Origin of the sequence: Mangrovibacillus cuniculi (genome assembly GCF_015482585.1) — a bacterium.
Lineage (GTDB): Bacteria > Bacillota > Bacilli > Bacillales > R1DC41 > Mangrovibacillus > Mangrovibacillus cuniculi.
Genome location: NZ_CP049742.1, coordinates 2,452,363 through 2,478,722, shown reverse-complemented (window position 1 = coordinate 2,478,722; position 26,360 = coordinate 2,452,363). Strand labels below are relative to the sequence as shown.

Annotated in this window: 28 protein-coding genes; all 28 read left to right on the top strand. The window is 43.1% G+C overall.

Annotation, left to right across the window (positions count from 1 at the left end):
- The first annotated feature begins 248 nt into the window (after positions 1–248).
- The 28 genes from rho (at position 249) to atpD (ending at position 26,340) form a co-directional block, all read left to right on the top strand.
- Positions 249–1,544, top strand: coding sequence for a transcription termination factor Rho (gene rho, locus G8O30_RS12565; protein WP_239674557.1), 1,296 nt, complete (start codon positions 249–251; stop codon positions 1,542–1,544).
- A gap of 121 nt (positions 1,545–1,665) precedes the next feature.
- Complete coding sequence (gene rpmE / locus G8O30_RS12560; RefSeq protein WP_239672401.1) at positions 1,666–1,866, top strand: 50S ribosomal protein L31; 201 nt, start codon at positions 1,666–1,668, stop codon at positions 1,864–1,866.
- Positions 1,867–1,963: 97 nt separating this feature from the next.
- A complete protein-coding gene (locus G8O30_RS12555; protein WP_239672400.1) occupies positions 1,964–2,584 on the top strand; it encodes a thymidine kinase in 621 nt (206 codons plus the stop codon).
- 399 nt (positions 2,585–2,983) lie between these two features.
- Positions 2,984–3,682, top strand: a complete 699-nt coding sequence (locus tag G8O30_RS12550; RefSeq protein WP_239672399.1) for a hypothetical protein — start codon at positions 2,984–2,986, stop codon at positions 3,680–3,682.
- Between the two features lie 2 nt (positions 3,683–3,684).
- Positions 3,685–4,122, top strand: coding sequence for a hypothetical protein (locus tag G8O30_RS12545; protein WP_239672398.1), 438 nt, complete (start codon positions 3,685–3,687; stop codon positions 4,120–4,122).
- A gap of 193 nt (positions 4,123–4,315) precedes the next feature.
- Positions 4,316–5,386, top strand: a complete 1,071-nt coding sequence (prfA, locus tag G8O30_RS12540) for a peptide chain release factor 1 (protein WP_239672397.1) — start codon at positions 4,316–4,318, stop codon at positions 5,384–5,386.
- Positions 5,386–6,240, top strand: coding sequence for a peptide chain release factor N(5)-glutamine methyltransferase (gene prmC / locus G8O30_RS12535; RefSeq protein WP_239672396.1), 855 nt, complete (start codon positions 5,386–5,388; stop codon positions 6,238–6,240). The genes prfA and prmC overlap by 1 nt, the downstream gene beginning before the upstream one ends.
- Before the next feature lie 211 nt (positions 6,241–6,451).
- Positions 6,452–7,228, top strand: a complete 777-nt coding sequence (gene spoIIR / locus G8O30_RS12530) for a stage II sporulation protein R (RefSeq protein ID WP_239672395.1) — start codon at positions 6,452–6,454, stop codon at positions 7,226–7,228.
- 82 nt (positions 7,229–7,310) lie between these two features.
- Complete coding sequence (locus tag G8O30_RS12525) at positions 7,311–7,751, top strand: GNAT family N-acetyltransferase (protein WP_239672394.1); 441 nt, start codon at positions 7,311–7,313, stop codon at positions 7,749–7,751.
- Between the two features lie 186 nt (positions 7,752–7,937).
- Positions 7,938–8,978: an L-threonylcarbamoyladenylate synthase gene (locus G8O30_RS12520; protein ID WP_239672393.1), complete on the top strand. Its 1,041-nt coding sequence runs from the start codon at positions 7,938–7,940 to the stop codon at positions 8,976–8,978.
- Between the two features lie 66 nt (positions 8,979–9,044).
- Entirely contained in the window at positions 9,045–9,602 is a 558-nt protein-coding gene (locus G8O30_RS12515; RefSeq protein WP_239672392.1) for a manganese efflux pump MntP, read from the top strand.
- 167 nt (positions 9,603–9,769) lie between these two features.
- Entirely contained in the window at positions 9,770–10,207 is a 438-nt protein-coding gene (locus G8O30_RS12510) for a low molecular weight protein arginine phosphatase (RefSeq protein WP_239672391.1), read from the top strand.
- Between the two features lie 14 nt (positions 10,208–10,221).
- Positions 10,222–11,508, top strand: a complete 1,287-nt coding sequence (locus tag G8O30_RS12505) for a methyl-accepting chemotaxis protein (RefSeq protein ID WP_239672390.1) — start codon at positions 10,222–10,224, stop codon at positions 11,506–11,508.
- Positions 11,509–11,553: 45 nt separating this feature from the next.
- A complete protein-coding gene (rpiB, locus tag G8O30_RS12500; RefSeq protein WP_239672389.1) occupies positions 11,554–12,003 on the top strand; it encodes a ribose 5-phosphate isomerase B in 450 nt (149 codons plus the stop codon).
- Positions 12,000–12,533 carry a TIGR01440 family protein gene (locus G8O30_RS12495; RefSeq protein ID WP_239672388.1) on the top strand — a complete coding sequence of 178 codons (534 nt, stop codon included), beginning with the start codon at positions 12,000–12,002 and terminating at the stop codon, positions 12,531–12,533. Before rpiB ends, G8O30_RS12495 begins: the two co-directional genes overlap by 4 nt.
- A gap of 109 nt (positions 12,534–12,642) precedes the next feature.
- Complete coding sequence (locus G8O30_RS12490; protein ID WP_239672387.1) at positions 12,643–13,884, top strand: serine hydroxymethyltransferase; 1,242 nt, start codon at positions 12,643–12,645, stop codon at positions 13,882–13,884.
- A 1,058-nt stretch (positions 13,885–14,942) separates the two neighbouring features.
- Positions 14,943–15,572 carry a uracil phosphoribosyltransferase gene (gene upp, locus G8O30_RS12485; protein WP_239672386.1) on the top strand — a complete coding sequence of 210 codons (630 nt, stop codon included), beginning with the start codon at positions 14,943–14,945 and terminating at the stop codon, positions 15,570–15,572.
- A 13-nt stretch (positions 15,573–15,585) separates the two neighbouring features.
- Positions 15,586–16,731, top strand: a complete 1,146-nt coding sequence (gene wecB, locus G8O30_RS12480) for a non-hydrolyzing UDP-N-acetylglucosamine 2-epimerase (protein ID WP_239672385.1) — start codon at positions 15,586–15,588, stop codon at positions 16,729–16,731.
- Between the two features lie 109 nt (positions 16,732–16,840).
- Complete coding sequence (locus tag G8O30_RS12475) at positions 16,841–18,988, top strand: S8 family serine peptidase (RefSeq protein ID WP_239674556.1); 2,148 nt, start codon at positions 16,841–16,843, stop codon at positions 18,986–18,988.
- A 267-nt stretch (positions 18,989–19,255) separates the two neighbouring features.
- On the top strand, positions 19,256–19,465 hold the full coding sequence (locus G8O30_RS16150; RefSeq protein WP_275576491.1) for an AtpZ/AtpI family protein: 210 nt from the start codon (positions 19,256–19,258) through the stop codon (positions 19,463–19,465).
- Between the two features lie 20 nt (positions 19,466–19,485).
- Positions 19,486–19,887 carry an ATP synthase subunit I gene (locus tag G8O30_RS12465; protein ID WP_239672384.1) on the top strand — a complete coding sequence of 134 codons (402 nt, stop codon included), beginning with the start codon at positions 19,486–19,488 and terminating at the stop codon, positions 19,885–19,887.
- Positions 19,877–20,599 carry a F0F1 ATP synthase subunit A gene (gene atpB / locus G8O30_RS12460; RefSeq protein ID WP_239672383.1) on the top strand — a complete coding sequence of 241 codons (723 nt, stop codon included), beginning with the start codon at positions 19,877–19,879 and terminating at the stop codon, positions 20,597–20,599. The genes G8O30_RS12465 and atpB overlap by 11 nt, the downstream gene beginning before the upstream one ends.
- A gap of 50 nt (positions 20,600–20,649) precedes the next feature.
- Positions 20,650–20,865: a F0F1 ATP synthase subunit C gene (atpE, locus tag G8O30_RS12455; RefSeq protein WP_239672382.1), complete on the top strand. Its 216-nt coding sequence runs from the start codon at positions 20,650–20,652 to the stop codon at positions 20,863–20,865.
- Positions 20,866–21,007: 142 nt separating this feature from the next.
- Positions 21,008–21,547, top strand: a complete 540-nt coding sequence (atpF, locus tag G8O30_RS12450) for a F0F1 ATP synthase subunit B (RefSeq protein ID WP_239672381.1) — start codon at positions 21,008–21,010, stop codon at positions 21,545–21,547.
- Positions 21,544–22,083, top strand: a complete 540-nt coding sequence (locus G8O30_RS12445; RefSeq protein WP_239672380.1) for a F0F1 ATP synthase subunit delta — start codon at positions 21,544–21,546, stop codon at positions 22,081–22,083. The genes atpF and G8O30_RS12445 overlap by 4 nt, the downstream gene beginning before the upstream one ends.
- A 26-nt stretch (positions 22,084–22,109) precedes the next feature.
- Positions 22,110–23,618 carry a F0F1 ATP synthase subunit alpha gene (gene atpA / locus G8O30_RS12440; RefSeq protein ID WP_239672379.1) on the top strand — a complete coding sequence of 503 codons (1,509 nt, stop codon included), beginning with the start codon at positions 22,110–22,112 and terminating at the stop codon, positions 23,616–23,618.
- 265 nt (positions 23,619–23,883) lie between these two features.
- Positions 23,884–24,744 carry a F0F1 ATP synthase subunit gamma gene (locus G8O30_RS12435; protein WP_239672378.1) on the top strand — a complete coding sequence of 287 codons (861 nt, stop codon included), beginning with the start codon at positions 23,884–23,886 and terminating at the stop codon, positions 24,742–24,744.
- A 183-nt stretch (positions 24,745–24,927) separates the two neighbouring features.
- Entirely contained in the window at positions 24,928–26,340 is a 1,413-nt protein-coding gene (atpD, locus tag G8O30_RS12430) for a F0F1 ATP synthase subunit beta (protein WP_239672377.1), read from the top strand.
- Positions 26,341–26,360 lie beyond the last annotated feature (20 nt).

The following is a 26,360-nucleotide window of genomic DNA, read 5'->3' as shown; positions in this document are numbered from 1 at the left end:
GGATTTTAAAAAGTAAATCGAATTACATATAGGAAGGGAGCGTTTACATTTTGTTAAAGGCTTCCTTCCTATTGATTCTTCCCACACCATAGATGTACAATATAAGAGCTACGAATACGTCTTCTTTGGACAACATCTTCCTAGCTTCTACTCGTTTTTACCTTCCTTATATATCTAATAGAAATCCAAACAAACCTATTCCAATTACCTATCGTATGGAGTAAATATTTGAAAAGCGTGGTGTCATGATGGCGGAATTAACCATCTCCAACTTAGAAAACATGAAATTAAAAGAGCTTTATGAGCTTGCAAAAGGCTTAAAAATCTCTTATTACAGTAAATTAACCAAAAAAGAATTAATCTTTGCTATTTTAAAAAGTCGTGCAGAACAAGAAGGTTTCTTTTTCATGGAAGGTGTTTTAGAAATCATTCAGTCAGAAGGCTTTGGATTCCTACGTCCTATTAACTATTCTGCGAGTTCAGAAGATATCTATATTTCTGCGTCTCAAATCCGCCGTTTTGACTTACGTAACGGAGACAGAGTGTCAGGAAAAGTTCGTCCTCCTAAAGAGAACGAGCGTTATTTCGGACTTCTATATGTAGAAGCAGTTAATGGAGAAGATCCAGACTCGGCAAAAGAACGTGTGCATTTCCCTGCCTTAACACCTCTATACCCAGATAAGCAAATGGTGTTAGAAACACTTCCAAACAAGATGTCTACTCGAATTATGGACATGATTGCACCTGTTGGTTTTGGTCAACGTGGATTGATCGTTGCTCCGCCAAAAGCAGGTAAAACAGAGTTGTTGAAGGAAATTGCAAATGCCATCTCCACAAACTATCCTGAATCAGAACTGATCGTGCTTCTAATTGACGAGCGTCCAGAGGAAGTAACCGACATTGAACGTTCTGTTAAAGGTGATGTAGTTAGTTCCACTTTTGATGAAGTGCCAGAAAATCATATCAAAGTGGCTGAACTAGTGTTAGAGCGTGCAATGCGTTTAGTGGAACATAAGCGTGATGTTATTATCTTAATGGATAGTATTACTCGTCTTGCTCGTGCTTATAACCTTGTTATTCCTCCAAGCGGACGTACTTTATCAGGTGGTATCGATCCAGCAGCATTCCATCGTCCTAAGCGTTTCTTCGGTGCAGCGCGTAACATTGAAGATGGGGGTAGCTTAACAATCCTTGCCACTGCTCTAGTAGATACAGGTTCTCGTATGGATGATGTGATTTATGAAGAGTTTAAAGGTACTGGTAACCTAGAACTTCACTTAGATCGTGGTCTTGCAGAACGTCGTATTTTCCCTGCTATCGATATCCGTCGTTCCGGTACGCGTAAAGAAGAGCTTCTTCTACCAAAAGATAAGCTAGAGCACTTATGGACAATCCGTAAATCTCTATCCGATCAACCAGACTTTATCGATCGCTTCATGAAAAAACTTCGTCAATCTAAGACGAACGAAGATTTCTTTGCAGTTTTAGATGAAGAGGTAAAAGCGCGTCGTAGCGGGCTTTCACGTAATAATCGTTCGGAATAGTTGCACTCAGCACTCTTGCAAACAAGCTACTCGATTGCTATAATGTTCCGAGTGAAGTGAACCACATTTCACTAAACTTACTCTGTTTCAGATGACTCAGGGCGGAAGGAGATGAATAGGAATGCAATCAGGTATTCATCCAACGTACAACAAATTAACGGTTACTTGTGCATGTGGTAACGAATTTACAACAGGTTCTGTTGTAAAGGAACTTAAGGTAGAGGTTTGCTCTAACTGCCACCCATTCTACACAGGCCGTCAAAAGTTTGCCGATGCTGGCGGACGTGTTGATCGTTTCAACAAACGTTACAACCTTAAATAAGCAAAAGACTGGAAGGGCGCAGAGGGAAACCAAACGCCCTTCCTTTTCAGGATGGGTGTGCGAAGAGATAGAACCAAATTTGAGAGGAGCCATGGGGATGTACAGTACGATGCAACAAGGTTGGATAGAGGTAGTATGCGGGAGTATGTTCTCCGGCAAATCAGAAGAACTAATCAAACGAGTTCGTCGCGCTCAGTTTGCAAAAAAAACCGTGGCGGTATTTAAGCCAGCGTTGGATAACCGTTATAGCGAACAAGAAGTCGTGTCTCATAACGGTACTTCCGTCATGGCAAAAGCAGTCCAAAGTGCATCAGATATTTTAGAGCACGTTACTGCAAACGATGACGTAGTAGCAATTGATGAAGCGCAATTCTTTGATGACGAACTAATTGCCGTTTCGCAGCAACTTGCTGATGCAGGCCATGTTGTGATCCTAGCCGGACTAGACCAAGACTTCCGCGGAGAACCATTCGGCCCAATGCCTACCTTGTTGGCGATTGCTGAACACATCACAAAGCTCCAAGCAGTTTGTGCCTCATGCGGTGCTCCAGCAAGCAGAACACAAAGACTAATCAACGGCGAACCAGCAGGATACGATGACCCAATTATTCTAGTTGGTGCTTCCGAAGCCTACGAACCGCGCTGTCGCCATCACCATCAAGTACCAAAAGGACTATCCGTATCACTTGATGCAGTTAACGCTTCTAAGCAATCATAATACTTATACTTAGCCTACCCATTGTTTATGCTTTGGGTAGGTTTTTTTGTTACTTGTGACCGGTAACAACTCATCGTTAGCCACGTGATGTGGCCTGTACTTAGATGAGTCTCCTTATTAACCCGGTACAAGTCGGAGAAGCCGCGGTGAAAAGGGAGGGGACCCTGGTACAAGTCGGAGAAGCCGCGGTGTAAGGAGAGGAAATTCTGGTACAAGTGGGAGAAGCCGCGGTTTAAGGAGAGGAAAATCCGGTACAAGTGAGAGAAGCTGCGGTGAAAAGAGAGGGAATCCTTGTACAAGTGGGAGAAGCCGCGGTGTAAGGAGAGGAAAACCTGGTACAAGTGGGAGAAGCCGCGGTGAAAAGAGAGGGGACCCTGTTACAAGTCGGAGAAAGCCGCCATGCCGCAAGAGGAAAACAGGCGACAAAGCGAGAAAGCCGCCATGCCTCAAGAAGAAAACAGGCGACAAAGCGAGAAAGCCGCCATGTCTCAAGGAGAAAGCAGACGACAAAGGGAGAAAGCCGCCATGCCGCAAGAAGAAAGCAGGCGACAAAGGGAGAAAGCCGCCATGCCGCAAGAGGAAAGCAGGCGACAAAGCAGGAAAGTCGCCATGCCGCAAGAAGAAAGCAGGCGACAAAGCAGGAAAGTCGCCATGCCGCAAGAAGAAAGCAGGCGACAAAGCAGGAAAGTCGCCATGCCTCAAGAAGAAAGTAGGCGACAAAGCATGAAAGCCGCCATGCCGCAAGAGGAAAGCCGGCGACAAAGGGAGAAAGTCGCCGTGCCGCAAGAGGAAAGCAGGCGACAAAGGGAGAAAGTCGCCATGCCGCAAGAGGAAAGCCGGCGACAAAACGGGAAAGTCGCCATGCCGCAAGAAGAAAGCAGGCGACAAAGGGAGAAAGTCGCCATGCCGCAAGAAGAAAGCAGGCGACAAAGGGAGAAAGTCGCCATGCCGCAAAAAAGAAGCCGGCGACAAAGCAGTAAAGCCGCCAGTCCAGCGAAGGAAATCCCTTGTACAAGTCAAAGAAACCTCCAAAAACCTAATATCTCCCACAAATATTCGCCGCATGTTACGCAAACGCTAACGATAAGGAGGCGATAACAATGAAGAAATCCATGATTTTTTCCCTTTTCTTATCCGTCATAGCTCTTGCAGCTTGTGGACAAACCAATGACTCAGCGTTAAACGACGAGCGTCAATTTAACGGCACAGAATTCGTGCGAAACGAACTGAATTCCACGCAAAAAGATACGCAATATACGGATGACCGTACCGCTGTTAACAATGGTAAAAACTTTACCGATTTAGACCGCACACAACCAACGGAAAATGCAGAAGTTGCTGCGATTGAAGATGTCATTAAAGCCCAAGGGATGAAACCAGGACAAATCTGGGCGAATGGAAATCATCTGTGGGTTACAGCATACACAAATGAAGAAGTACCAGATGCAAAACGAATTAAAAAAGAAGGCGAACTGCATAAAGCAATAGTTAAAGCAGTGCCGCAGTACTACGTGGAAGTAAGCGTGAAAGAAAGATAATACGAGATATCCGGTAGCTTAGAGCTTCCGGATTTTGCTGTGTAACAAAACTCGGGCACTACGAGAAGAGCATTACCTGTGCTCAAGTGTCCCGCAACATCCATCCATTCATCCCTTTTCCCTCAAAATATTGCTCCCTCCTACACCGGTATACTATAATAAAGAGTATGTATGAAAAGTAGAGGTGAGCAAGATGTTTGATCGATTACAAGCGGTAGAAGACCGTTACGATAAGTTAAATGAATTGCTAAGTGATCCGGAGATTGTTAATGATACAAATAAACTTCGTGATTACTCCAAGGAGCAGTCAGATATTCAAGAGACGGTAGAAGTATATCGTCGTTATAAAGAAGTGACAGAACAACATCAAGATGCGAAAGCAATGCTTGAAGATAAACTTGATGCTGAAATGCGTGAGATGGTAAAGGAAGAGATTTCTGAACTAGACACAGAAATTAAACAACTAGAAGAGCGTCTAAAAATTCTTCTTATTCCAAAAGACCCTAACGATGACAAGAACGTTATCTTTGAGATTCGTGGAGCAGCTGGTGGAGACGAAGCAGCTTTATTTGCTGGTGACCTTTATCGTATGTACAGCCGTTATGCAGAGTCTCAAGGCTGGAAGACAGAAGTGATGGAAGCAAACGTAGCTGGTGTTGGTGGGTACAAAGAGATTATCTTTATGATCACTGGTAAAGGTGCCTATTCCAAACTAAAGTTCGAAAATGGAGCTCACCGTGTACAACGTGTACCGGAGACAGAATCAGGTGGCCGTATCCACACATCTACAGCGACAGTAGCTTGTCTACCGGAAGCAGAAGAAGTAGAAGTGGAAATTCATGAAAAAGATATTCGTGTTGATACATTTGCATCTAGTGGACCAGGTGGACAGTCCGTAAATACAACGATGTCTGCTGTACGTTTGACACACATTCCAACTGGTACGGTGGTATCGTGTCAGGATGAAAAATCTCAGATCAAGAATAAAGAAAAAGCGATGAAAGTTCTTCGTGCGCGTGTCTATGATAAATTCCAGCAAGAAAAGCAAGCGGAATACGATGCGAACCGTAAATCTGCAGTAGGTACTGGTGACCGTTCTGAGCGTATCCGTACGTATAACTTCCCGCAAAACCGCGTGACAGATCACCGTATCGGCTTAACGATTCAAAAATTAGATCAAATCCTAGAAGGTAAGATTGACGAAGTAATTAACGCATTAATTATGGAAGACCAATCTTCTCGTCTAGAAGCGTTAGCGGATTAATGTCTAATCCGACTATTTTTGAGGCCCTGAAATGGGCTTCTTCTTATTTACAGGAAAAAGAGAGAGATCAAAACGCGGGAGAACTGCTTTTGTTACACATTCTAGGATGGAGCCGCTCTACGCTATTAGCCGAACAACGAACGGAACTAACGGAAGTACAATGGTCACTCTTTCAAAACTATGTAGAAGCACATGTAAACAGTCAACCGGTGCAATATATAATAGGAAAAGAAACGTTTTATGGACGAGATTTTCGTGTTACACCAGATGTGTTAATACCGAGGCCAGAAACGGAAGAATTAGTAGAAGCGGTTATTTCTAGAACGTCCGCTTTAAAAGACGGAACGCTAGTCGATATCGGTACGGGTAGTGGAGCGATTGCGGTAACGTTAAAAATGGAGCGCCCTGACCTCCACGTTTTTGCAACGGATTTATCCACAAAAGCATTAACAATTGCTAAACACAACGCAGAGGCAATCGGAGTAAATATTGACTTCTTAGAAGGAGACCTGCTGCAACCACTTATAAACAAAGGGATAAAAGTAGACGTGCTAGTCTCCAATCCCCCTTACATCCCTTTCACAGACCAGTTCTGGATGTCACCAATAGTCCTAGAACATGAACCACACTCTGCATTATTTGCAGAAGAAGAAGGGCTTGTCCTCTACAGAAAAATGATTGAAAACGCACATCAAGTTTTCGAAAAAGAACTCCTTCTAGCTTTTGAAGTGGGAGTCGGACAAGCACGAAGGATCGCCGAAATGATTTATCAACATTATCCACACACAAATGTTGAAATAGTGGAGGATATCAACAAGAAAGAACGTATCGTCATTGCAAAGTTGATAAAATAAGCATTTAGCCAGTTATCACTTGTGGATAACTGGCTTTTACCCACAAAGTAATCCACACTCTCCACAATGTTATCCCCAATATTTTGGTATGGCCTGTTCACAACTAGGAAAAATGTCACAAAATTAAGTTTACTAGACTACTATTTTTTGAATTTACGTGTTTAAGTTGTGGAAAGATTGTCTACACTGTCTCCTAGAGGGGGAGATAAACATGAAACAATCATTCACACTTAAACAAAGATGGATTACATTAATCCTTACATATATCACAATCTTTACAGTAGGTGCTATTGCATTTGAAGGCAGTGCCTTTCAAAAAGAAGTGACAGAAATGAACGTAGTGATACCAGATGAAGCGATTCGTCTTCGCATATTACCAAACAGTGATGCAGACAAAGATCAAGAAGTGAAGAGAGCCATCCGTGATGAGGTAAATCTTCAAATTACGCAGTGGGTACAACATCTAACGGACATTGAGGAATCTCGTCTTGTTCTTCAACAAGGACTACCAGAGCTAAAGAAAATTGCGGAACGAGTAATGAAAGAACACCAATTATCTCAAGACGTAACGATTGAATTTGGTCCAGTTGAATTTCCAACGAAGCTTTATGGTAATGTACTTTATCCAGCGGGAACATACGAAGCAGTATTAATCACACTTGGAGAAGGACAAGGTGCAAACTGGTGGTGCGTTCTTTATCCTCCTTTATGTTTTGTGGATATGGCAAATGGTGCTGCAGTAAGTCCTGGTTTTGCTGAAGATCAAACAGCTCGAGAAGTAGTTGTTTCAAAAGAAGAAATAGTAGCAGAAATGGACACAGCTATGAAACCAACAAAAGAAGTAACTGAAACTCCTGCAGTTACAGAAAAAACAGCAGGAGAACTACCTTCTAAACCAATGCAGGAGCAGGCAATGGTTGTCCAGGAACAAGAAGAAGAAGTGCAAGTCTCTTTCTTTGTAGTAGAAATGTTCAAAAAGTTTTTCTAGTAAAAATAGTACTAAACTAGTAATCCCCCTAATAGGATAGAGTATCAAGAAATTCACTAGATTCCATGAGGGGGATATTTATATGAACATGATTCGTCCAGCAACTCCATTTGATGCACATAAGGTAATTCTATTTTTGAAAAAAGCAGGCCTGCAAGTAGATGATGTGAAAGAGAGAATCGAGCATTTCTTTTTAATAGAGTCGCCAAAAGAAGAGGTGCTTGCTTGTATCGGTGTTGAGCCAGTTAGTGAAGAAGCAGGAATCCTTCGTTCATTCTGTATTCATCCATCTATTGAAGAAGAAGAAATGCTGACGCTTTTCCAACATGTTTTCTTAACGATGAAGGCGTGGGGAATGGAAATCGTGTACGTTTTAACGAACCGAGAGCAGGCACTTCCGTTATTTCGACTTTTAGGATTTTCGCGAACACAATCCGACATTTTGAACACGTTTCGCCATCAGCCATATGTTCAGTACATCCAACAACACGAAATTCCGTATGTTTTGATGAAATCTGTCTAAAACACACGTTCGGTTATTAACACTATCCACAAAGTTATCAACAGTTTTATTTAAAACTATCCACACCTGTGGGCAAGTATTGCATTTTTACCCTCCCAGAACGTATAATATATAAAAGCGAGTGGATACATTCGCTTTTTTTCTATTTCTTTCGACACTTGATCAGATTAGGAAAGGCTTGAGAAAATGAAGACAAATTATTATGTTGTGGATAAACATGTGAATAACTTATCCACGCATCCAATTATAGAACAATCTGCAGCACTTTTACGCAATGGAGAAGTCGTTGCATTTCCAACAGAAACGGTATATGGACTGGGGGCAGATGCCACGTCAACCGTTGCCGTAGAGCGAATCTACGAGGCGAAAGGTCGTCCAAGTGATAATCCGCTAATTGTCCATATTGCAAAACAAGAAGATGTACACACATTTGTGGATAACTTGTCAGAAAAAGCGCAAAAATTAGTCAATATTTTCTGGCCAGGGCCGCTAACGTTAGTATGCAATTGGAAAAAAGGAACGGTCTCTGACCGCGTTACTGCAGGACTTTCGACAATTGCTGTGCGAATGCCGGAGCATCCAGTTGCTATTTCTCTTATTGAAGCAGCGGGAAAACCACTGGCTGCACCGAGCGCAAATAGATCCGGTAAGCCAAGTCCGACAAGCGCTCAACACGTACTAGAAGACTTAAATGGTCGAATTCCAGCGATAGTCGACGGTGGCGAGACAGGTTTTGGTGTGGAATCAACTGTTTTAGACACAACAGTAGATCCCCCAATCTTGCTTCGTCCAGGTGGAGTAACGCAGGAAGAAATCGAGCAAGTTATCGGTGAAATCCGCGTAGATGCTGGCCTCGCGACAAGTGAAGCACCGCGTTCTCCTGGTATGAAATACACGCACTACGCACCTGAAGCCCCGGTTACGGTGTTAGATGGATCAATAGAGTGGATTCAAAAGATGGTGTTGGATGCCAAAGAGAACGGAGCGATCGTCGGTTGGTTAGGGACAAAAGAAACATGTAAGGTAGTGCCTGCAGATATCTGTGTGGAAACTGGTGCGGAAGGAGATCTTTTTTCCATTGCCAAGAATCTTTACTCGGGGCTCCGCTCATTCAATGAAACAAACGTTACAACGATTTTTGCACAAAGCTATTCAAAGAACGGCGTTGGATACGCAGTAATGAACCGTTTAGAAAAAGCGGCTGGTCACCAGATCCTTTCCGAATAAATTACTTCTATCCTCCTTGGGACATGCATACGTTGATTGTAGGCAAGTCCAAGGGGAGGAAAATCTATGTCAACGCTTGCAGCGGAATTATTCACCTTATTGTTAATGGCATTCGCATTAGGGATGGATGCATTTTCGATTGGTCTTGGGATGGGTATGTATAAACTGCGTCTGCGCCAGTTGTTTTACATAGGCATTACAGTCGGCGTTTTTCATGTTGTTATGCCGTTAGTTGGAATGCTGACAGGAAGTTTTTTATCTGACACATTCGGAACTTTTGCTAGTTTACTAGGCGGAGTTTTATTATTGGTACTGGGTATTCAAATGTTTGTTTCAAGCTTCCGTAACGATGACGGACCTGCTCTTGCGCCTGTCGGCTTTGGCTTATTCGTTTTTGCTTTAAGTGTAAGTTTAGATAGCTTTTCTGTGGGTCTATCCCTAGGGATTTTTGGTGCACGAACATTTGTGGCTATAGCGTGTTTTGGGATTGTAGCTACCGTTTTGACGTGGCTGGGTCTGTGGCTAGGAAGACACGTCCAAGGATGGCTTGGTAACTACAGTGAAGCGCTTGGTGGAGCGATTCTTTTTGCGTTCGGGTTAAAGCTACTGTTAGCATTGTTTTAAAGAAGAGACCACGATTGTCCTTGGGATAATGGTGGTTTTTTTTGTTGCGTGACCAGCAACAACTCATTGTTAGTTTCATGATGTGGCTTGTCCTTAGGTGAGTCTCCTTTAGCACTCGCCTCATTTCCTATATAATAAACGTAAGAAAAAAGCAAAGGAGCATTACAATGAAAGTATTAATTGTTTGCACTGGTAATACATGCCGTAGTCCGATGGCTGCAGCCTATCTAAAACATCATGGACCAAATCACTGGGAAGTTCGCTCTGCAGGGGTTTACGCAATGGACGGAGCAGCCGCATCCACCAACGCGAAAAAAGTCCTAGAAAAAAATCAAATTGACTCCGAACATGCTTCAACCTCGTTATCGATTGCCGATATAAAATGGGCAGACATCATTTTAACGATGACCGAATCTCATAAACACGCCATTGCAGCGGTTTACCCGCAAGCATTGGAGAAAATGTTTACACTGAAAGAAAGTGTGAACCCTGAATCCTCGGACCGCGACATCGTCGATCCATTTGGTGGTTCACTAGAAGTGTACGAACAAGCATACAACGAGATTGCTGATTATCTAGAAAAGTGGATGCAGAAACAACGATAATCGGAGGGAATAGGATGGAGAAACGAACGTATCGCTTTGGACTACGAAAGAAATTGGTTCTATTTGCAACATTGCTAGCTTTAGTAACTTACGGAGTTAGCGCAGCATTTATATATGCTCTTTATCCAGTGGTACAGAACTTTATTGGGGAAGCGGCATTTACCACTTTAACGCTAGGTCTTGGGATTCTGTGGACTGGAATATTAGCCTTCTTAGCAGGTGGGTTCATCACTAAGCCTCTTAGAAAGTTGGAGCAAGCAGCATATCTTGCTAGCCAAGGCCACATTAATCAAGATCTGGAACTAAGCAAATCAGACGATGAAATTCGTAGTGTCGGTGTGGCGTTTAACTCCATGCTCTCGAATATCCGTGAAATGGTCATCCAAATTGAGGAAAACTTTCAAAATACAAATGGACAAGTAGAGTCATTAAATAATGCAACGTTAAATGCATCGAAACAAGGGGAAGCCATCTCTCACACCATCGCAGAAATTTCGTCTGGTGCAGAAATATCGGCCCAAAGTACGCAAGAGACGGCGAACTCTGTGAATGAAGTGGTGACAATTGCGAAACAAGTGCAAATGAAAGCACAGAACTCTGAAAAAGTCTCTGTGGAAATGCTAGAAGAACTTCAAGCATCTAATGAAACGGTACATACACTTGTGACGGGAATCCAAACACTTTCAGATGAGAACGAAAAAGGACTTGAGTCTGTTAAACAACTAGAAAAAGATGCAGCTAAAGTTGGACAAATTATCCAATTAGTAGGCTCAATTGCTGAACAAACGAATTTACTTGCGCTTAACGCATCCATCGAAGCAGCTAGAGCAGGAGAACACGGTAAAGGGTTTGCTGTTGTTGCAGAAGAAGTTCGTAAGTTAGCGGATGAAAGTGGAAAAGCGGTCCAAGGCATTACCGCTTTAATCGAGCAGATTCAACAAGGGGTAGGTTCTGTTGCCATCAACATGAACGATCAAGTGGAGAGTGCTAAAAGAGAAGTGGCGAATGGGTATAAAACAAATAAAGCGATAGACTCGATGGCGGATACGATTAAAGAAGTGGCTGCTTCTGTAAAAGATATTGCGCAACTGGTAGATAAACAGTTGGAAACGGTGCAACATACTGCGCAGCAATCGCAAGAAGTAGCAGCTATTGCACAACAAACTTCTGCAGGAGCACTGGAAGTATCTGCTTCAGCTGAAAACCAGTCGACTTTACTAGATGAGATTGAAACGATTGCATTATCTGTAAAAGAACAAGCAAACGCCTTGAAAAAGACTATCGAACGATTTACTGTATAAAATAGAAAAGATAGTAAGACGCTCTTAAATGAGGAGGCGTAATGAATGAAAGTAATCGTAGCATCAGATCATGGTGGAATCAACATCAGAAAAGAAGTGTTAGACGTATTGAATGACCTTGGTATTCCGTATGAGGATATCGGTTGTGAATGTGAGACATCCGTAGACTATCCAGATTATGCTTTGCCAGCAGCAGAACGCGTAGCCTCAGGTGAATTTGACCGAGCAATCCTTATTTGTGGGACAGGAATCGGCATGTCTATCGCAGCGAACAAAGTGAAAGGCATTCGCTGTGCATTAGTGCATGATATGTTTAGCGCGAAAGCCACTCGTCAACACAATGATACAAACGTATTAGCAATGGGAGAGCGTGTCATCGGTCCTGGACTAGCACGTGAAATCGTAAAAGTTTGGTTAGAAACAGAGTACGAAGGTGGCCGTCATGCAAATCGTTTGGCTAAAATTGCAGAAATAGAAGAGAAGTACCGAGCATGAATGGAATCGCAAAAACGTTTAGAGATGGGCTAATTGAGTATCAAACAACAGCAAAACTTCGTGTAGGCCAATTGTTTGTCATTGGTTGCTCAACATCAGAAATCGCTGGCGAGCATATTGGCACGGCTGGTGCAGAAGATGTTGCACAAACACTGTGGGAAGTGTTAGATGACTTCCAAGAGCAGACGGGCGTCCATCTGGCTTTCCAATGTTGTGAACACTTAAACCGCGCACTAGTAGTGGAACGAAAAGTAGCGGAGAAATTAGGATTAGGGGAAGTATCTGTCATCCCTTGTCGTGAAGCGGGTGGAGCCATGGCAACAACCGCGCATGAACACATGAATAACGCGATTGTAGTGGAGAACATTCAGGCTCATGGCGGAGTGGATATCGGAGACACGTTTATCGGCATGCATCTAAAAGCTGTAGCAGTTCCAGTGCGAACTTCCGTGAAAGAAATTGGAGCAGCGCACGTGACATGGGCTAGAACGAGACCAAAATTAATTGGTGGCGGAAGAGCAAAATATTAAATTGTAGAAGTCAGACCTCTATTTAGTAAATTGAAGAGGGCTGGCTTCTTTTTTTTATGTTAAAATAACAACGTAATTAGTGTGGAAATAGGTAGAGGGGGCATACCGAATGAGTACAATTCAAAAACAAGATCAAGCTGTGTTCGAAGCAATTAAATTAGAACTATCACGCCAACGTTCCAAAATTGAGTTAATTGCATCGGAAAACTTTGTAAGTGAAGCAGTAATGGAAGCACAAGGTTCCGTTTTAACAAACAAATATGCGGAAGGCTATCCTGGCAAGCGTTACTACGGTGGCTGTGAGCATGTAGATATCGTTGAAAATATCGCTCGTGACCGCGCAAAAGAAATTTTTGGTGCAGATCACGCAAACGTTCAACCGCATTCCGGCGCACAAGCTAACATGGCAGTTTATTTCACGATTCTTGATTATGGTGATACAGTACTAGGAATGAACTTAAGTCACGGAGGACACCTAACACACGGTAGCCCAGTAAACTTCTCAGGCGTACAATACAAATTTGTAGAGTACGGAGTAGATCAAGATACACAAATGATTAATTATGAAGACGTGCGAGCAAAAGCACTAGAACATAAACCGAAACTAATCGTTGCAGGAGCAAGTGCATACCCGCGCGAAATCGACTTTGCCAAGTTCCGTGAAATCGCGGACGAAGTAGGAGCTTACCTAATGGTCGATATGGCGCATATCGCTGGATTAGTAGCAGTAGGCGAACATCCAAACCCAGTGCCGTACGCGGACTTCGTAACGACAACAACGCATAAAACACTTCGCGGACCTCGTGGAGGAATGATTCTTTGTAAAGAACAGTACGCAAAGCAAATCGACAAAGCTATCTTCCCTGGTATCCAAGGTGGCCCGCTAATGCACGTAATTGCGGCTAAAGCGGTAGCATTCGGAGAAATCTTAGACGGTGACTTCCAAGCTTATGCAAAACAAATCAAGTCTAATGCTAATCGCTTAGCGGAGCGACTAGAGGAAAACGGCGTTCAATTAGTATCTGGCGGCACAGATAACCACTTAGTACTAATTGACCTTCGTAACTTAGAGTTAACAGGTAAAGTGGCGGAGCACGTGTTAGATGAAATCGGAATTACGGTCAACAAAAACACTATTCCATTTGACCCACAATCTCCATTCGTAACAAGCGGAATCCGTATCGGAACAGCTGCTGTGACATCCCGCGGAATGGTCGAGGCGGATATGGACGAAATTGCAGACATCATCGCGCTAACACTGAAAAACCACGAAGATGCTGAAGTACTGAAAACAGCAGCAAACAGAGTAGAAAAACTAACATCTAAGTTCGCGCTTTATCCTACGAGATAAATCAGTGAATGCACCCCGGGGCCAAGTGTGGTCTGGGGGTGTTTGCATTTTACTAGTTTTATAAAACCATTGGAGAAAGGTGGATTATTTTTTTAGTAGTTTAGTTTGGTCCGAAAAAAATAATGAATTTAAATACCGCGATATAGCAGAAGGGTAAAACCGAGTTTCAGATATACCAGGGGGGCGAGCTGCGGTATAGCAGAAGGGCAAAACCGAGTTTCAGGTATACCGGGGGAGCGTCCAGCGGTATAGCAAAAGGGCAAAACCGAGGCTCAGGTATACCGGGGGAGCGTGCTGCGGTATAGCAGAAGGGCAAAACCGAGGTTCAGGTATACCGGGGGAGCGTGCTGCGGTATAGCAGAAGGGCAAAACCGAGGTTCAGGTATACCGGAGGAGCGTCCAACGGTATAGCAAAAGGGCAAGACCGAGTTTCAGGTATACCGGGGGAGTGTCCAGCGGTATAGCAGAAGGGCAAAACCGAGTTTCAGGTATCCCAGAGGAGCGTCCAGCGGTATAGCAGAAGGGCAAAATCGAGGTTCAGGTATACCAGGGGAGCGTCTTGCGGTATAGCAGAAGAGGCAAACCGAGCATCAGGTATACCGGGGGAGCGTCTCGCGGTACACCAGAAAGCCAAAAGGAGGTTCAGGTGTACCAGGAGAACGTCTCGCGGTACACCAGAAAGCCAAAAAGGAGTTCCAGGTATACCGGGAGAACGTCTCGCGGTACACCAGAAAGCCAAAAAGGAGTTCCAGGTGTACCAGGAGAACGTCTCGCGGTACACCTGAAAGCCGAAAAGGAGGTTCAGGTATACCAGGAGAACGTCTCGCGGTACACCAGAAAACTAAAACGGAAGTTCAAGTAAACCAGAAGACCGAAATTGTCAGTAAGCTATACCACCAAACACACCACCAACCAATAATTCCCCTTCTATAGCCCATCTTCCCTCCGCCAACCAGACTAATTTTCCCTTTTCCTCCTTCACACGTTGAAACCCTTGTCGGTTTTTTGTACAATAAATCGAAGTGTGTAGAAGAGAACTAGGAAGAGGAGTGTGCGGAATGGGAAAAGTATACGTGTTTGATCATCCATTAATTCAACATAAACTAACAATGGTTCGTGATGTAAATACAGGAACGAAGGAGTTTCGTGAACTTACAGACGAAATTTCAACGTTAATGGCATTTGAAATTACTCGCGATTTGCCTCTAGAAGATGTAACGGTGCAAACGCCAGTAAGCGAAGCAAGTGCGAAAGTGTTAGCTGGTAAAAAATTAGGTATCGTGCCAATTCTTCGTGCAGGTCTTGGTATGGTAGACGGTATTTTAAAATTAATTCCGGCTGCAAAAGTAGGACACGTGGGACTTTACCGCGATCCAGAAACGCTCCAACCAGTAGAATATTATGTAAAGCTTCCATCTGACGTGGAAGAGCGTGACTTCATTGTTGTAGATCCGATGCTTGCTACTGGTGGATCAGCAGTGGAGGCAATCCATTCATTAAAAAAACGCGGTGCCGTAAGCATCAAATTTATGTGCTTAGTTGCTTGCCCAGAAGGCGTAGAAGCAATTAAAGAAGCGCATCCGGATGTAGACATTTACATCGCTGCACTTGATGAAAAGTTAAATGACCATGGTTACATCGTTCCGGGACTAGGGGATGCTGGTGACCGTTTATTCGGAACGAAATAAGGAGGTTATCCTAATGAACCGACCAATTAAGGTAATGACGATCTTTGGTACAAGACCGGAAGCAATTAAAATGGCACCGCTTGTTCTAGAGTTAAAGAAATACCCAGATCATTTCGAACCGATTGTGGCTGTTACAGCGCAGCACCGTCAAATGCTAGATCAAGTGATGTCTATTTTTGACATCACTCCGGATTACGACCTAAACATCATGAAAGACCGCCAAACGCTTACGACGATTACAACTCGTGCATTAGAAGGTCTTGATGAAGTAATGAAAGAAGCAAAGCCAGATATCGTGCTTGTTCACGGTGACACGACAACCACGTTCGTTGCAGGTTTGGCAGCATTTTATAACCAAATTCCAGTTGGACACGTGGAAGCGGGTCTTCGTACGTGGAACAAGTATTCTCCGTTCCCAGAAGAAATGAATCGCCAGCTTACAGGAATTATGGCGGACCTTCATTTTGCCCCTACAAGTCAGTCGAAAGATAACTTGCTGGAAGAAAATAAGAAAGCAGACGGAATCTTTGTAACTGGTAATACGGCGATAGATGCTTTAACAACAACGGTTAAAGAAGACTACACGCATGAAGTATTAGACAACCTAGGTGACAAACGTCTTGTGCTTATGACAGCGCATCGTCGTGAAAATCTAGGTCAACCAATGCGTAACATGTTCCGTGCAATCCGTCGAGTAGTAGACGAGCAACCTGACATAACGGTTGTTTATCCAGTTCACTTAAACCCTGCTGTGCGTGAACTAGCAGATGAACTTCTTGGAGGACATGAGCGAATCCACCTAATTGAGCCGCTTGATGTTATTGATTTCCATAACTTTGCATCTCGTGCGCATTTAATTCTGACAGATTCCGGTGGCGTACAAGAAGAGGCTCCTTCTTTAGGAGTACCGGTATTAGTTCTTCGTGATACAACAGAGCGACCAGAAGGAATTGCTGCTGGGACGCTAAAGCTTGCAGGAATAGAAGAACAACCAATTTATGATATGGCGACAGAATTGTTAACAAACGATGAAGCGTATAAAAAAATGGCGCAAGCTTCTAATCCATATGGAGATGGACAAGCATCCTACCGTATCGGCCAAGCAATTCGTTACCACTTCCATCAACTATCAGAACGACCACATGACTTTAACATTTAATTAGAACAGCCATGGCGCTTTAACTCGCCATGGCTGTCTTTATTATCCAGTATATTCTCCACCGCTTTATCACACGGTAAAGGAAAAAGGGGGAGATATTGTGCGCGCAATGATCTTAATCAGTTGTATCTTTTTTCTAAACATCTCAATTAGTGCAGCATCTCCATCCATACCAATGACAAATCCACCAAAAGACCAATTACAGACAACCACTATACTAGTTGAAACGGATGAACCTGTTGCTAAATTCAAAGAAACACTTCCGTCTCAGGCGAAAATTCGCTTCACTTTCCAACATCTTTTTAAAGGGTATTCTATTGTAGGTCCAACAAACTATCTGAACCGCTGGGCAGAAACTCAACCAACCATCACACAAACCTCTCCAGTCCTAACTTACAAAGTAGAAGAACACGCCAACATGGATTTAATTGGAGTAGAGCAAGCTCGTCACTTTGGTAACAAATTTGGCCAGCGCCTCACAGGAAAAGGCATTAAAGTAGGAGTGATTGATACAGGTTTAGACTATGATCATCGTGACCTTTCGCGCAACTATAAAAAAGGGGTAGACTTCGTTGATTTAGACCGCGATCCACTGGAAGCGACAGCTCGGAACTATGGCCCTACATACCACGGCACACATGTGGCAGGAATAATTGCCGCAAACGGTTCGATGCAAGGAGTTGCACCTAACGCCTCGCTCTATATATACAGAGCACTTGGTCCTGGTGGAGCGGGTACCTCTGACCAAGTGCTCGCTGCTTTAGAACAAGCGTATATCGATAAAGTTGATGTAGTGAATCTCTCTCTCGGAAGTTCTGTTAACGCGCCTGATCTTCCAATTACGAAAGCTCTAGATAAAATAGTAGAAAAAGGTATAACAGCTATTGTATCAAGCGGAAACACCGGTCCTGGCGTATGGACGGTTGGCACACCGGGAACGTCTAGCAAAGCGATCACGGTAGGGGCTTCGACACCTAAATTGAAAACCCCAACGTTACAGTGGGGTGATGAGCAGCTGCACCTCTTACCAGTGCAACAAGCTAAGACATTTGAAATAGGGAGATCATTTACTCTTGTGGATGCAGGTCAAACAATTACGGATATCCAACAAACAGACCTAACTGGAAAAGTAGCTGTCGTAAAGCGGGGCGGCGTGTCATTCCTAGACAAAACGAGAGTATCTATGGAGCAAGGAGCTATTGGGATTCTTTTTTATAACTCAGAACCAGGGGAATTACACGCGGGTTTAGAAATCCCTGTTCCAATAGCATCTGGTGCACTTTCAAAAGAAAACGGAGACAGATTAATAAAAGCAATCCAAGACAATGGAGGACAGCTACTTGTTCGTTCTGGTGAAGTAGAGACAGTAGATCAATTAGCAAGTTTTAGTTCAAGAGGACCTGTTACTCGTTCCTACACCATTAAACCTGATGTTTTGGCTCCTGGAGTTCAAATCAAAAGTACCGTTCCAGGTGGGTATCTTCCTTTGGAAGGAACGAGTATGTCTGCGCCTTATGTGGCTGGTGTAGCAGCTTTATTAAAAGAAGCTCATCCAGAATGGGGGCCGGTAGAAATAAAGTCAGCGCTTATGACAACGGCGGAACAACTAGTGGATATAGAAAAAAATCGTTACAGAGTGTATGAACAGGGAGCTGGACGTATCTTTGTAGAAAAAGCATTGGAAGCAACTAGTGTTTATGAGCCAACGAGCCTTACGTTCTATGAGAAGGAAAATAAAACCATTCACATCACAAATAATAGTGAGAAGCAGCAAACTTATTTTGTAGATGCAAAAGAATGGTCACATATCTTTGCAGCCTCTCCGATCTTAACACTAGAGCCAGGGGAGGAAGGGGACTTAGTTGTCTCTCTAAAAAATAATGATGTAGACAATAGAATGATGACAGAAGGGTTTATCTCGATTAGAGAGGGGATAGATGATCGAAGTATTCCGTTCTTAGTGATTCATCAAGAGCCGGACTATCCTAGGATTCAAGGGTTTGTGGCTGAATTAAACGCTGGAAAGTTAGGGTATGAAGTGTACTTACCGGGTGGAGCAGATTCATTTTCTATTGCTTTGTATGATCCAGGAACACTAACGTTTGAAAAGTTTGTCGACTGGGAGAAAAATGTGAAACCAGGACTTCGAGAGAAGGATATAATTTTTCCGACACAGAGTACAGAATACGGGAGTTATTTATTCGTTTTGTGTGTAGAAAAGTCGGGGAAAACAGAATTTGCAGGGGTGCTTCTATAGAGCTAGAAAAGTCATGGACTTTTCTGGCTTTTTCCCTTTATATAACAAAAATGTCCTTTATGTCTAAAATGTGAACTTTGTTATAGAGGCCTTGATACGTCTGAACTTTTCCTAGAAAGTCCGTTGACATGATAGGGGGGCTATTGTATGCTTACAAAGGGTAAAGGTAACATAGGAAAACCCTACAAATGTAAAGTTTGTAAACGCTTTACATGAAACCTCATAGAACCACGTTTTACCTCATTATTTCGAGTGTGAGGGATTGAGATGAAATCCGACAGTCGACACCCTATTAAATCATTTGCTTTATATTCAACCATTGTTTCGCAGCTTGCAGGCTGTCCCGTTATCGGAATGTTGATCGGGAAGTGGATGGATCAACAACTACTGACATCACCATGGTGTATGGTGACGGGGCTATTGTTGGGATTTGCAGCAGGGATCCTTGCTGTCATCAAAACGATCAATAAGCTTTAAGGTAACAGGAGAGTCTACAAATGAGAAACGTAACTAACATGTTCAACAGACAACGTAAAGCATTGATTTACCTAACAGCATTATTTGTGCTGGGATGGGGGTTTACACCATTTAAGGCGGTCTTTTTAGGACTAGCTTTAGGGACGGTTGGAGCTGTACTTACTCACGTAACTCATGCAAGGTTTAACTTGAGGTTTGGTGATGCGGTTGTAAACGGCACAAAATTGAGAAATACAGGATTTATGACACGTGTAGCGATTGCTGTTTTAGCGGTAATGCTCGCACTAGAGTATCCTGCATACATCAGTTTTTATGCCACTATATTTGGATTAATAACAATTTATATTGTTATTATGATAGATTTCCTGGTGTTTGAATTACTACTTCCACGTAAAAAGCGAGGTGAAAAAGATGAATCATAAATCACCAGTTTGGGAAATTATCGAAGGTTCTGGAATCTATGTCAATTTGAGTAACATCATGATGACAACGATCGCAGCTGCGGTAGTATTTATTATCGCAATCATTTGTACACGAAATCTGCAAATGAAACCTACTGGTGCGCAAAACTTTATCGAATGGGTTCTGGACTTCGTTCGTAACATCATTAAAAGTAATATGGCCTGGAACGATGGAGCGCGCTTCCACTTATTCGGATTAACGCTTATCATGTACATATTTGTTGCAAATATGTTAGGGCTACCATTCGCATTCATCGTTGATGACTACTTATGGTGGAAATCCCCAACAGCAGATCCATTAATTACGATGTCTCTAGCAATCATGGTAGTTGCATTATCTCACTATTATGGTATCAAATTAAAAGGCTTTAAAGAGTATGGGAAGGACTTTGCCCGTCCAATGTGGTTCCTTTTCCCGCTGAAAATTATCGAGGAGTTCTCAAACACGTTAACACTTGGTCTACGTTTATACGGGAACATTTACGCGGGAGAAATTCTATTAGCTCTACTTGCTGGTTCTCTGGCTATGTCAGGTGTCGGTGGACTTATAGGTGCCATTATCCCAACGTTAATTTGGCAAGGATTCTCCATTTTCGTTGGTGCAATCCAATCATTTATTTTCTTAATGTTAGCAATGGTTTATATGGCTCATAAAGTTAGTCATGACCATTAATAAATAATTTTAAAACAATAAAACTTATTATTCTGAGGAGGATATTTAAAATGACAGCATTAGCAGCAGCAATTGCAATCGGTTTAGCAGCATTCGGAGCATCAATTGGTAACGGTATGATCGTTTCTAAAACAGTAGAAGGTATCGCTCGTCAACCAGAAGCACGTGGCGTTCTTCAAACAACTATGTTCATCGGGGTAGCACTAGTTGAGGCCCTTCCTATCATCGCGGTAGTAATGGCATTCATCCTTAACGGCCAATCTTAATAAACACCGGTAACATTTAGGACATAAAGAGGCGGAGAGCATTTTGATGATCCTTCGCCTTTTGTTACGTGACGTAACAACTAGGTAATATCCTATGAACCCTGACATTCTTAACAAAGATAGATATACCTTTTGAAAATAGTTGGAGGGAGTGAAACGTATCGTGGTACTAGATTACTTAGCATTAGGTGCAGGCGGTCCTTTTACAGGGGCAGACGCAATCTACCAATTGTTAGTCTTCGCATTACTAATGTTCCTACTTAAGAAATTCGCGTGGGGCCCTCTAGTAGGCGTCATGAAACAACGTGAAGATTATGTAAATAATGAAATCGAAGAAGCAGAAGCAGACCGTGCAGAAGCGCAAAAACTTCTAGAAGAGCAGCGTCAACAACTGAACGAAGCGCGTACAGAAGCTAGCGAGCTTATTGCAAATGCGAAAAAGCAATCAGAGCAAATGCGTGTTGAATTAACAGAAGCTGCGAAAGTAGAAGCAGAGCGTATGAAAGAAGCTGCTCGCCGTGAAATCGCACAAGAACGTGATGCTGCAGTAGCGGCACTTCGTGAACAAGTGGCTTCATTATCTGTTCTAGTAGCGTCTAAAGTTATTTCTAAAGAACTTACATCTGCAGATCAAGACAAGTTAATCCAAGATACAATTAAAGAGGCAGGCGACATCCGATGAAACAATCAACGGTAGCAAAACGCTATGCACAAGCTCTTTATGAAGTAGCAGTAAAGAACCAACAAGTCGATCTAATTGAGTCAGAGCTATCGGTTGTGAAGCAAGTTGTGGTGAACAACCCTGAAATCTTAACGGTTTTAGGAGCTCCGAAACTATCCTTAGCGAAAAAGAAAGAAATGGTTGGCCAAGCATTCGCTAGCGCTTCCGATTTCGTTCGAAATACATTATTCCTTTTAGTAGATCGTCATCGTATGAGTGAAGTAACATCTGTTATTGACGCATACAGCAATCTAGTAAATGAAGCAAAAGGTAGAGCAAATGCTACTGTTTACTCTGTCCGCGCGTTAACGCAGGAAGAGCAAGTACAAATCTCTGCAGCATATGCACCGAAAGTAGGGAAGTCTTCTCTACATATTACGAACATTGTTGATCCAAGTATTCTTGGAGGCTTAAAAGTTCGTATTGGTAACAGAATTTTCGATGCCACTTTACAAGGTAAAATGGATCGTTTAACAAAGAAACTAGTAATTAACTAAAACTCTCATTTTAAGGGGTGACACGCATGAGCATCAAAGCGGAAGAAATCAGTGCGCTGATTAAACAGCAAATTGAAAGCTATCAATCCGATATTCAAGTAAGTGATGTAGGTACAGTTATTCAAATTGGTGACGGTATCGCGCGTGCTCATGGTCTTGATAATGTTATGGCAGGAGAACTTGTTGAATTCTCTAACGGTGTAATGGGTATGGCCCAAAACCTTGAGGAAAACAACGTAGGTATCATCATCCTAGGCCCTTACCGTGACATTAAAGAAGGCGATGAAGTGCGTCGTACAGGTCGTATCATGGAGGTTCCAGTTGGTGAGGAACTTATCGGCCGTGTCGTTAACTCATTAGGTCAACCAGTTGATGGTCTTGGCCCAATCAATACAACAAAAACTCGTCCAATCGAGAGTTTAGCTCCTGGTGTAATGGATCGTAAATCGGTTCATGAGCCACTTCAAACAGGTATTAAAGCAATCGATGCTCTTGTACCAATCGGTCGTGGACAACGTGAGTTAATTATCGGTGACCGTCAAACAGGTAAAACATCTGTAGCGATCGATACGATTCTTAACCAAGCAGACCAAGACATGGTATGTATCTACGTAGCAATCGGACAAAAAGAATCAACTGTTCGTAATGCAGTAGAAACTTTACGTAAGCACGGTGCCCTAGATTACACAATCGTTGTAACAGCATCTGCTTCTTCTCCAGCTCCAATGTTATTCCTAGCTCCTTACGCTGGTGTAACAATGGGTGAAGAGTTCATGTTCAATGGTAAGCACGTACTAGTGGTATACGATGATCTTTCTAAACAAGCATCTGCATACCGTGAGCTTTCTCTACTTCTTCGCCGTCCTCCAGGTCGTGAAGCATTCCCAGGGGATGTATTCTACCTACACAGCCGTCTGTTAGAGCGCGCTGCGAAGCTAAGTGATGCGAAAGGTGCTGGATCTATTACAGCGTTACCGTTCGTTGAAACACAAGCGGGAGATATCTCTGCTTATATTCCGACAAACGTTATCTCTATCACGGATGGACAGATCTTCTTACAATCTGACTTATTCTTCTCCGGTGTACGTCCAGCGATCAACGCAGGTCTTTCCGTATCTCGTGTAGGAGGATCCGCTCAGATCAAAGCAATGAAAAAGGTAGCAGGTACGCTACGTCTTGACCTTGCATCTTACCGTGAGTTAGAAGCGTTCGCACAGTTCGGTTCTGACCTAGATAAAGCAACTCAAGCAAAACTTAACCGTGGTGCTCGTACAGTTGAGGTTCTAAAACAGGATCTTAACAAACCACTAAAAGTTGAAAAGCAAGTTGCCATCCTTTATGCACTAACAAAAGGACACTTAGATGACATTAAAGTTGAAGACATTCGTCGCTTTGAAGACGAGTTCTTAAGCTGGTTAGACTCAAACCACACAGCAGTTTTAGAGCACATCCGTTCTACGAAAGAGTTACCTTCTGACGAAGATATGGTAGCGGCAATCAACGCATTCAAAAAGACTTTCGTTGCATCTGCGTAATTCGTAAACGTGGGTAGGGGCGCTTTCGTTAGCGCTTCTGCTTTTAAACTAGACTCTGTTCGGATTCTGCACGATTTTTGGCTCATTCGTATGAAGCTATGCTTCATACGCCTTTCAGCAGAGCTGAAAGGTAGTCAGTTTTCTAACAAGTCGCCGGGAAAGCTAGCTTTCCCTAAAGACTTGTTAGAAAACTGACTAAATGAGACAAAAATCAACTGTGCTGTCTATCAGAGCCTTAATCTAAAACCAAGGTGGTGAGAACGAAATGGCATCGTTACGCGATATAAAAACTCGTATTACTTCTACGAAGAAAACAAGTCAGATCACAAAAGCCATGCAGATGGTATCTGCTGCAAAATTGAACCGTGCAGAGAACAATGCGAAAGCATTTGTCCCTTACATGGAGAAAATTCAAGAGGTGGTTGCTGCGATCGCGACTGGTAGCTCCGATGCAAGTCATCCAATGCTACTTTCTCGTCCAGTAAAGAAAACGGCTTACTTAGTAATTACATCTGACCGTGGACTAGCTGGAGCTTACAATGCAAGTATTTTACGTGCTGTATACACTGCGATTACAACTCGACATACGTCTAAAGACGAGTATGTCATCATTGCAATCGGTCGTATCGGCCGTGATTACTTCCGTAAGCGTGGAATGAACGTTATTTTAGATGTTACGGGTCTTTCTGATCAACCAACATTTGAAGACATTAAAGACATTACCTCGAAAACAATCGGAATGTTCTCTGATGAAACGTTCGATGAATTATACATGTACTACAACCACTATGTATCCGCCATTGCTCAAGAAGTGACAGAGCGTAAAGTTCTACCACTTGGCGAAATTGAAGCAACAAACGGTCCAACAGCTTCTTACGAGTTTGAACCAAATCAAGAAGCTATCTTGGAAGTATTGTTACCTCAATACGCTGAGAGCTTAATCTATGGTGCCTTACTAGATGGTAAAGCAAGTGAACACGCAGCGCGTATGACAGCAATGCAAAACGCAACGGACAACGCGAAAGAGCTTATCAACAGCTTATCTCTTTCTTACAACCGTGCTCGTCAGGCAGCTATCACACAAGAGATCACAGAGATCGTTGGTGGAGCAGCAGCGCTTGAATAGAAACTTTTGAGCGAATGGCGTCGACCGAGGCGCTTCAGCTTTTAATAATCTCTAGCTTCAGCGCCTAGCATCACGCGATAAACTGGAAAGTCCTATGTCGAGCAGGCTCGACTGTCAGCCTTCCCAGTTTACGATTGATGCTTACCGAGGCGCTTCAGCTTTTAATTTAAGGAGGGAACCAGTATGAACAAAGGACGCGTTCTTCAGGTTATGGGTCCAGTTGTTGACGTTAAGTTCGAAAACGGTCAACTTCCTGATATCTATAACGCGTTAACAGTTGAATATGTTAACGGTAGTGAACAAGTAAGCTTAACTCTTGAAGTTGCCCTTCATTTAGGAGATGACACGGTTCGTACGATCGCGATGGCATCTACAGACGGGTTAACTCGTGGAGCAGAAGCAACGGACCAAGGTTCACCAATCTCTGTACCAGTTGGAGATGTAACACTTGGTCGTGTATTTAACGTACTAGGGGAGTCTATCGACTTAGACCCAGCAATCGATGCTGGTACTCGTCGTGACGCAATCCACCGTACAGCACCTACTTTCGAGCAACTTTCTACTAAAGTTGAAATTCTTGAAACAGGTATCAAAGTAGTAGACTTACTAGCTCCTTATATCAAAGGTGGTAAAATCGGTCTATTCGGTGGTGCCGGCGTAGGTAAAACAGTACTTATCCAGGAACTAATCAACAACATCGCACAAGAGCACGGTGGTATCTCCGTATTCGCAGGTGTTGGTGAGCGTACTCGTGAAGGAAATGACCTTTACCACGAGATGAGTGATTCTGGAGTTATTAAGAAAACTGCCATGGTATTCGGTCAGATGAACGAGCCACCTGGAGCACGTATGCGCGTAGCCCTAACAGGTCTTACAATGGCGGAATACTTCCGTGATGAGCAAGGACAAGACGTTCTTTTCTTCATCGATAACATCTTCCGTTTCACACAAGCAGGTTCTGAGGTATCTGCCCTTCTAGGTCGTATGCCATCAGCCGTTGGTTACCAACCAACTCTTGCTACAGAAATGGGTCAATTACAAGAGCGTATCACGTCTACAAACGTTGGTTCCGTAACGTCTATCCAAGCGGTATATGTACCTGCCGATGACTACACGGATCCAGCTCCAGCGACAACATTCGCTCACTTAGATGCAACAACTAACCTTGAGCGTAAATTAACAGAGATGGGTATTTACCCAGCGGTAGATCCATTAGCATCTACATCTCGTGCACTTTCTCCTGAGATCGTTGGAGAAGAGCACTATTCAATCGCTCGTAATGTACAAAAAACATTACAACGTTACAAAGAACTTCAAGATATCATCGCAATCCTAGGTATGGATGAGTTATCGGAAGAAGATAAATTAACTGTTGCACGTGCTCGTCGCGTTCAGTTCTTCTTATCTCAAAACTTCCACGTAGCAGAGCAATTTACTGGCCAACCAGGATCATACGTACCAGTAAAAGAAACTGTTGCTGGATTCAAAGATATTCTAGCAGGTAAGTACGATCACCTTCCGGAAGATGCATTCCGTCTAGTTGGACGCATCGAAGAGGTAATCGAGGCTGCCAAAAAGATGGGCGTCGAAGTCTAATTTAGGGAGCAGGAGGGGAA

Bases quoted from the DNA above. Each gene is read 5' to 3' on its own strand.
- prfA (WP_239672397.1), top strand. From the start codon at position 4,316: ATGTTTGATCGATTACAAGCGGTAGAAGACCGTTACGATAAGTTAAAT.
- atpB (WP_239672383.1), top strand. From the start codon at position 19,877: ATGAATCATAAATCACCAGTTTGGGAAATTATCGAAGGTTCTGGAATC.
- rpmE (WP_239672401.1), top strand. From the start codon at position 1,666: ATGCAATCAGGTATTCATCCAACGTACAACAAATTAACGGTTACTTGT.
- G8O30_RS12465 (WP_239672384.1), top strand. From the start codon at position 19,486: ATGAGAAACGTAACTAACATGTTCAACAGACAACGTAAAGCATTGATT.
- prmC (WP_239672396.1), top strand. From the start codon at position 5,386: ATGTCTAATCCGACTATTTTTGAGGCCCTGAAATGGGCTTCTTCTTAT.
- G8O30_RS12515 (WP_239672392.1), top strand. From the start codon at position 9,045: ATGTCAACGCTTGCAGCGGAATTATTCACCTTATTGTTAATGGCATTC.
- G8O30_RS12520 (WP_239672393.1), top strand. From the start codon at position 7,938: ATGAAGACAAATTATTATGTTGTGGATAAACATGTGAATAACTTATCC.
- upp (WP_239672386.1), top strand. From the start codon at position 14,943: ATGGGAAAAGTATACGTGTTTGATCATCCATTAATTCAACATAAACTA.
- rpiB (WP_239672389.1), top strand. From the start codon at position 11,554: ATGAAAGTAATCGTAGCATCAGATCATGGTGGAATCAACATCAGAAAA.
- wecB (WP_239672385.1), top strand. From the start codon at position 15,586: ATGAACCGACCAATTAAGGTAATGACGATCTTTGGTACAAGACCGGAA.
- atpE (WP_239672382.1), top strand. From the start codon at position 20,650: ATGACAGCATTAGCAGCAGCAATTGCAATCGGTTTAGCAGCATTCGGA.
- G8O30_RS12545 (WP_239672398.1), top strand. From the start codon at position 3,685: ATGAAGAAATCCATGATTTTTTCCCTTTTCTTATCCGTCATAGCTCTT.
- G8O30_RS12505 (WP_239672390.1), top strand. From the start codon at position 10,222: ATGGAGAAACGAACGTATCGCTTTGGACTACGAAAGAAATTGGTTCTA.
- atpD (WP_239672377.1), top strand. From the start codon at position 24,928: ATGAACAAAGGACGCGTTCTTCAGGTTATGGGTCCAGTTGTTGACGTT.
- G8O30_RS12475 (WP_239674556.1), top strand. From the start codon at position 16,841: ATGATCTTAATCAGTTGTATCTTTTTTCTAAACATCTCAATTAGTGCA.
- G8O30_RS12490 (WP_239672387.1), top strand. From the start codon at position 12,643: ATGAGTACAATTCAAAAACAAGATCAAGCTGTGTTCGAAGCAATTAAA.
- spoIIR (WP_239672395.1), top strand. From the start codon at position 6,452: ATGAAACAATCATTCACACTTAAACAAAGATGGATTACATTAATCCTT.
- G8O30_RS12445 (WP_239672380.1), top strand. From the start codon at position 21,544: ATGAAACAATCAACGGTAGCAAAACGCTATGCACAAGCTCTTTATGAA.
- rho (WP_239674557.1), top strand. From the start codon at position 249: ATGGCGGAATTAACCATCTCCAACTTAGAAAACATGAAATTAAAAGAG.
- G8O30_RS12435 (WP_239672378.1), top strand. From the start codon at position 23,884: ATGGCATCGTTACGCGATATAAAAACTCGTATTACTTCTACGAAGAAA.
- atpA (WP_239672379.1), top strand. From the start codon at position 22,110: ATGAGCATCAAAGCGGAAGAAATCAGTGCGCTGATTAAACAGCAAATT.
- G8O30_RS12510 (WP_239672391.1), top strand. From the start codon at position 9,770: ATGAAAGTATTAATTGTTTGCACTGGTAATACATGCCGTAGTCCGATG.
- G8O30_RS12550 (WP_239672399.1), top strand. From the start codon at position 2,984: ATGCCGCAAGAGGAAAACAGGCGACAAAGCGAGAAAGCCGCCATGCCT.
- G8O30_RS12495 (WP_239672388.1), top strand. From the start codon at position 12,000: ATGAATGGAATCGCAAAAACGTTTAGAGATGGGCTAATTGAGTATCAA.
- G8O30_RS12525 (WP_239672394.1), top strand. From the start codon at position 7,311: ATGAACATGATTCGTCCAGCAACTCCATTTGATGCACATAAGGTAATT.
- G8O30_RS12555 (WP_239672400.1), top strand. From the start codon at position 1,964: ATGTACAGTACGATGCAACAAGGTTGGATAGAGGTAGTATGCGGGAGT.
- G8O30_RS16150 (WP_275576491.1), top strand. From the start codon at position 19,256: ATGAAATCCGACAGTCGACACCCTATTAAATCATTTGCTTTATATTCA.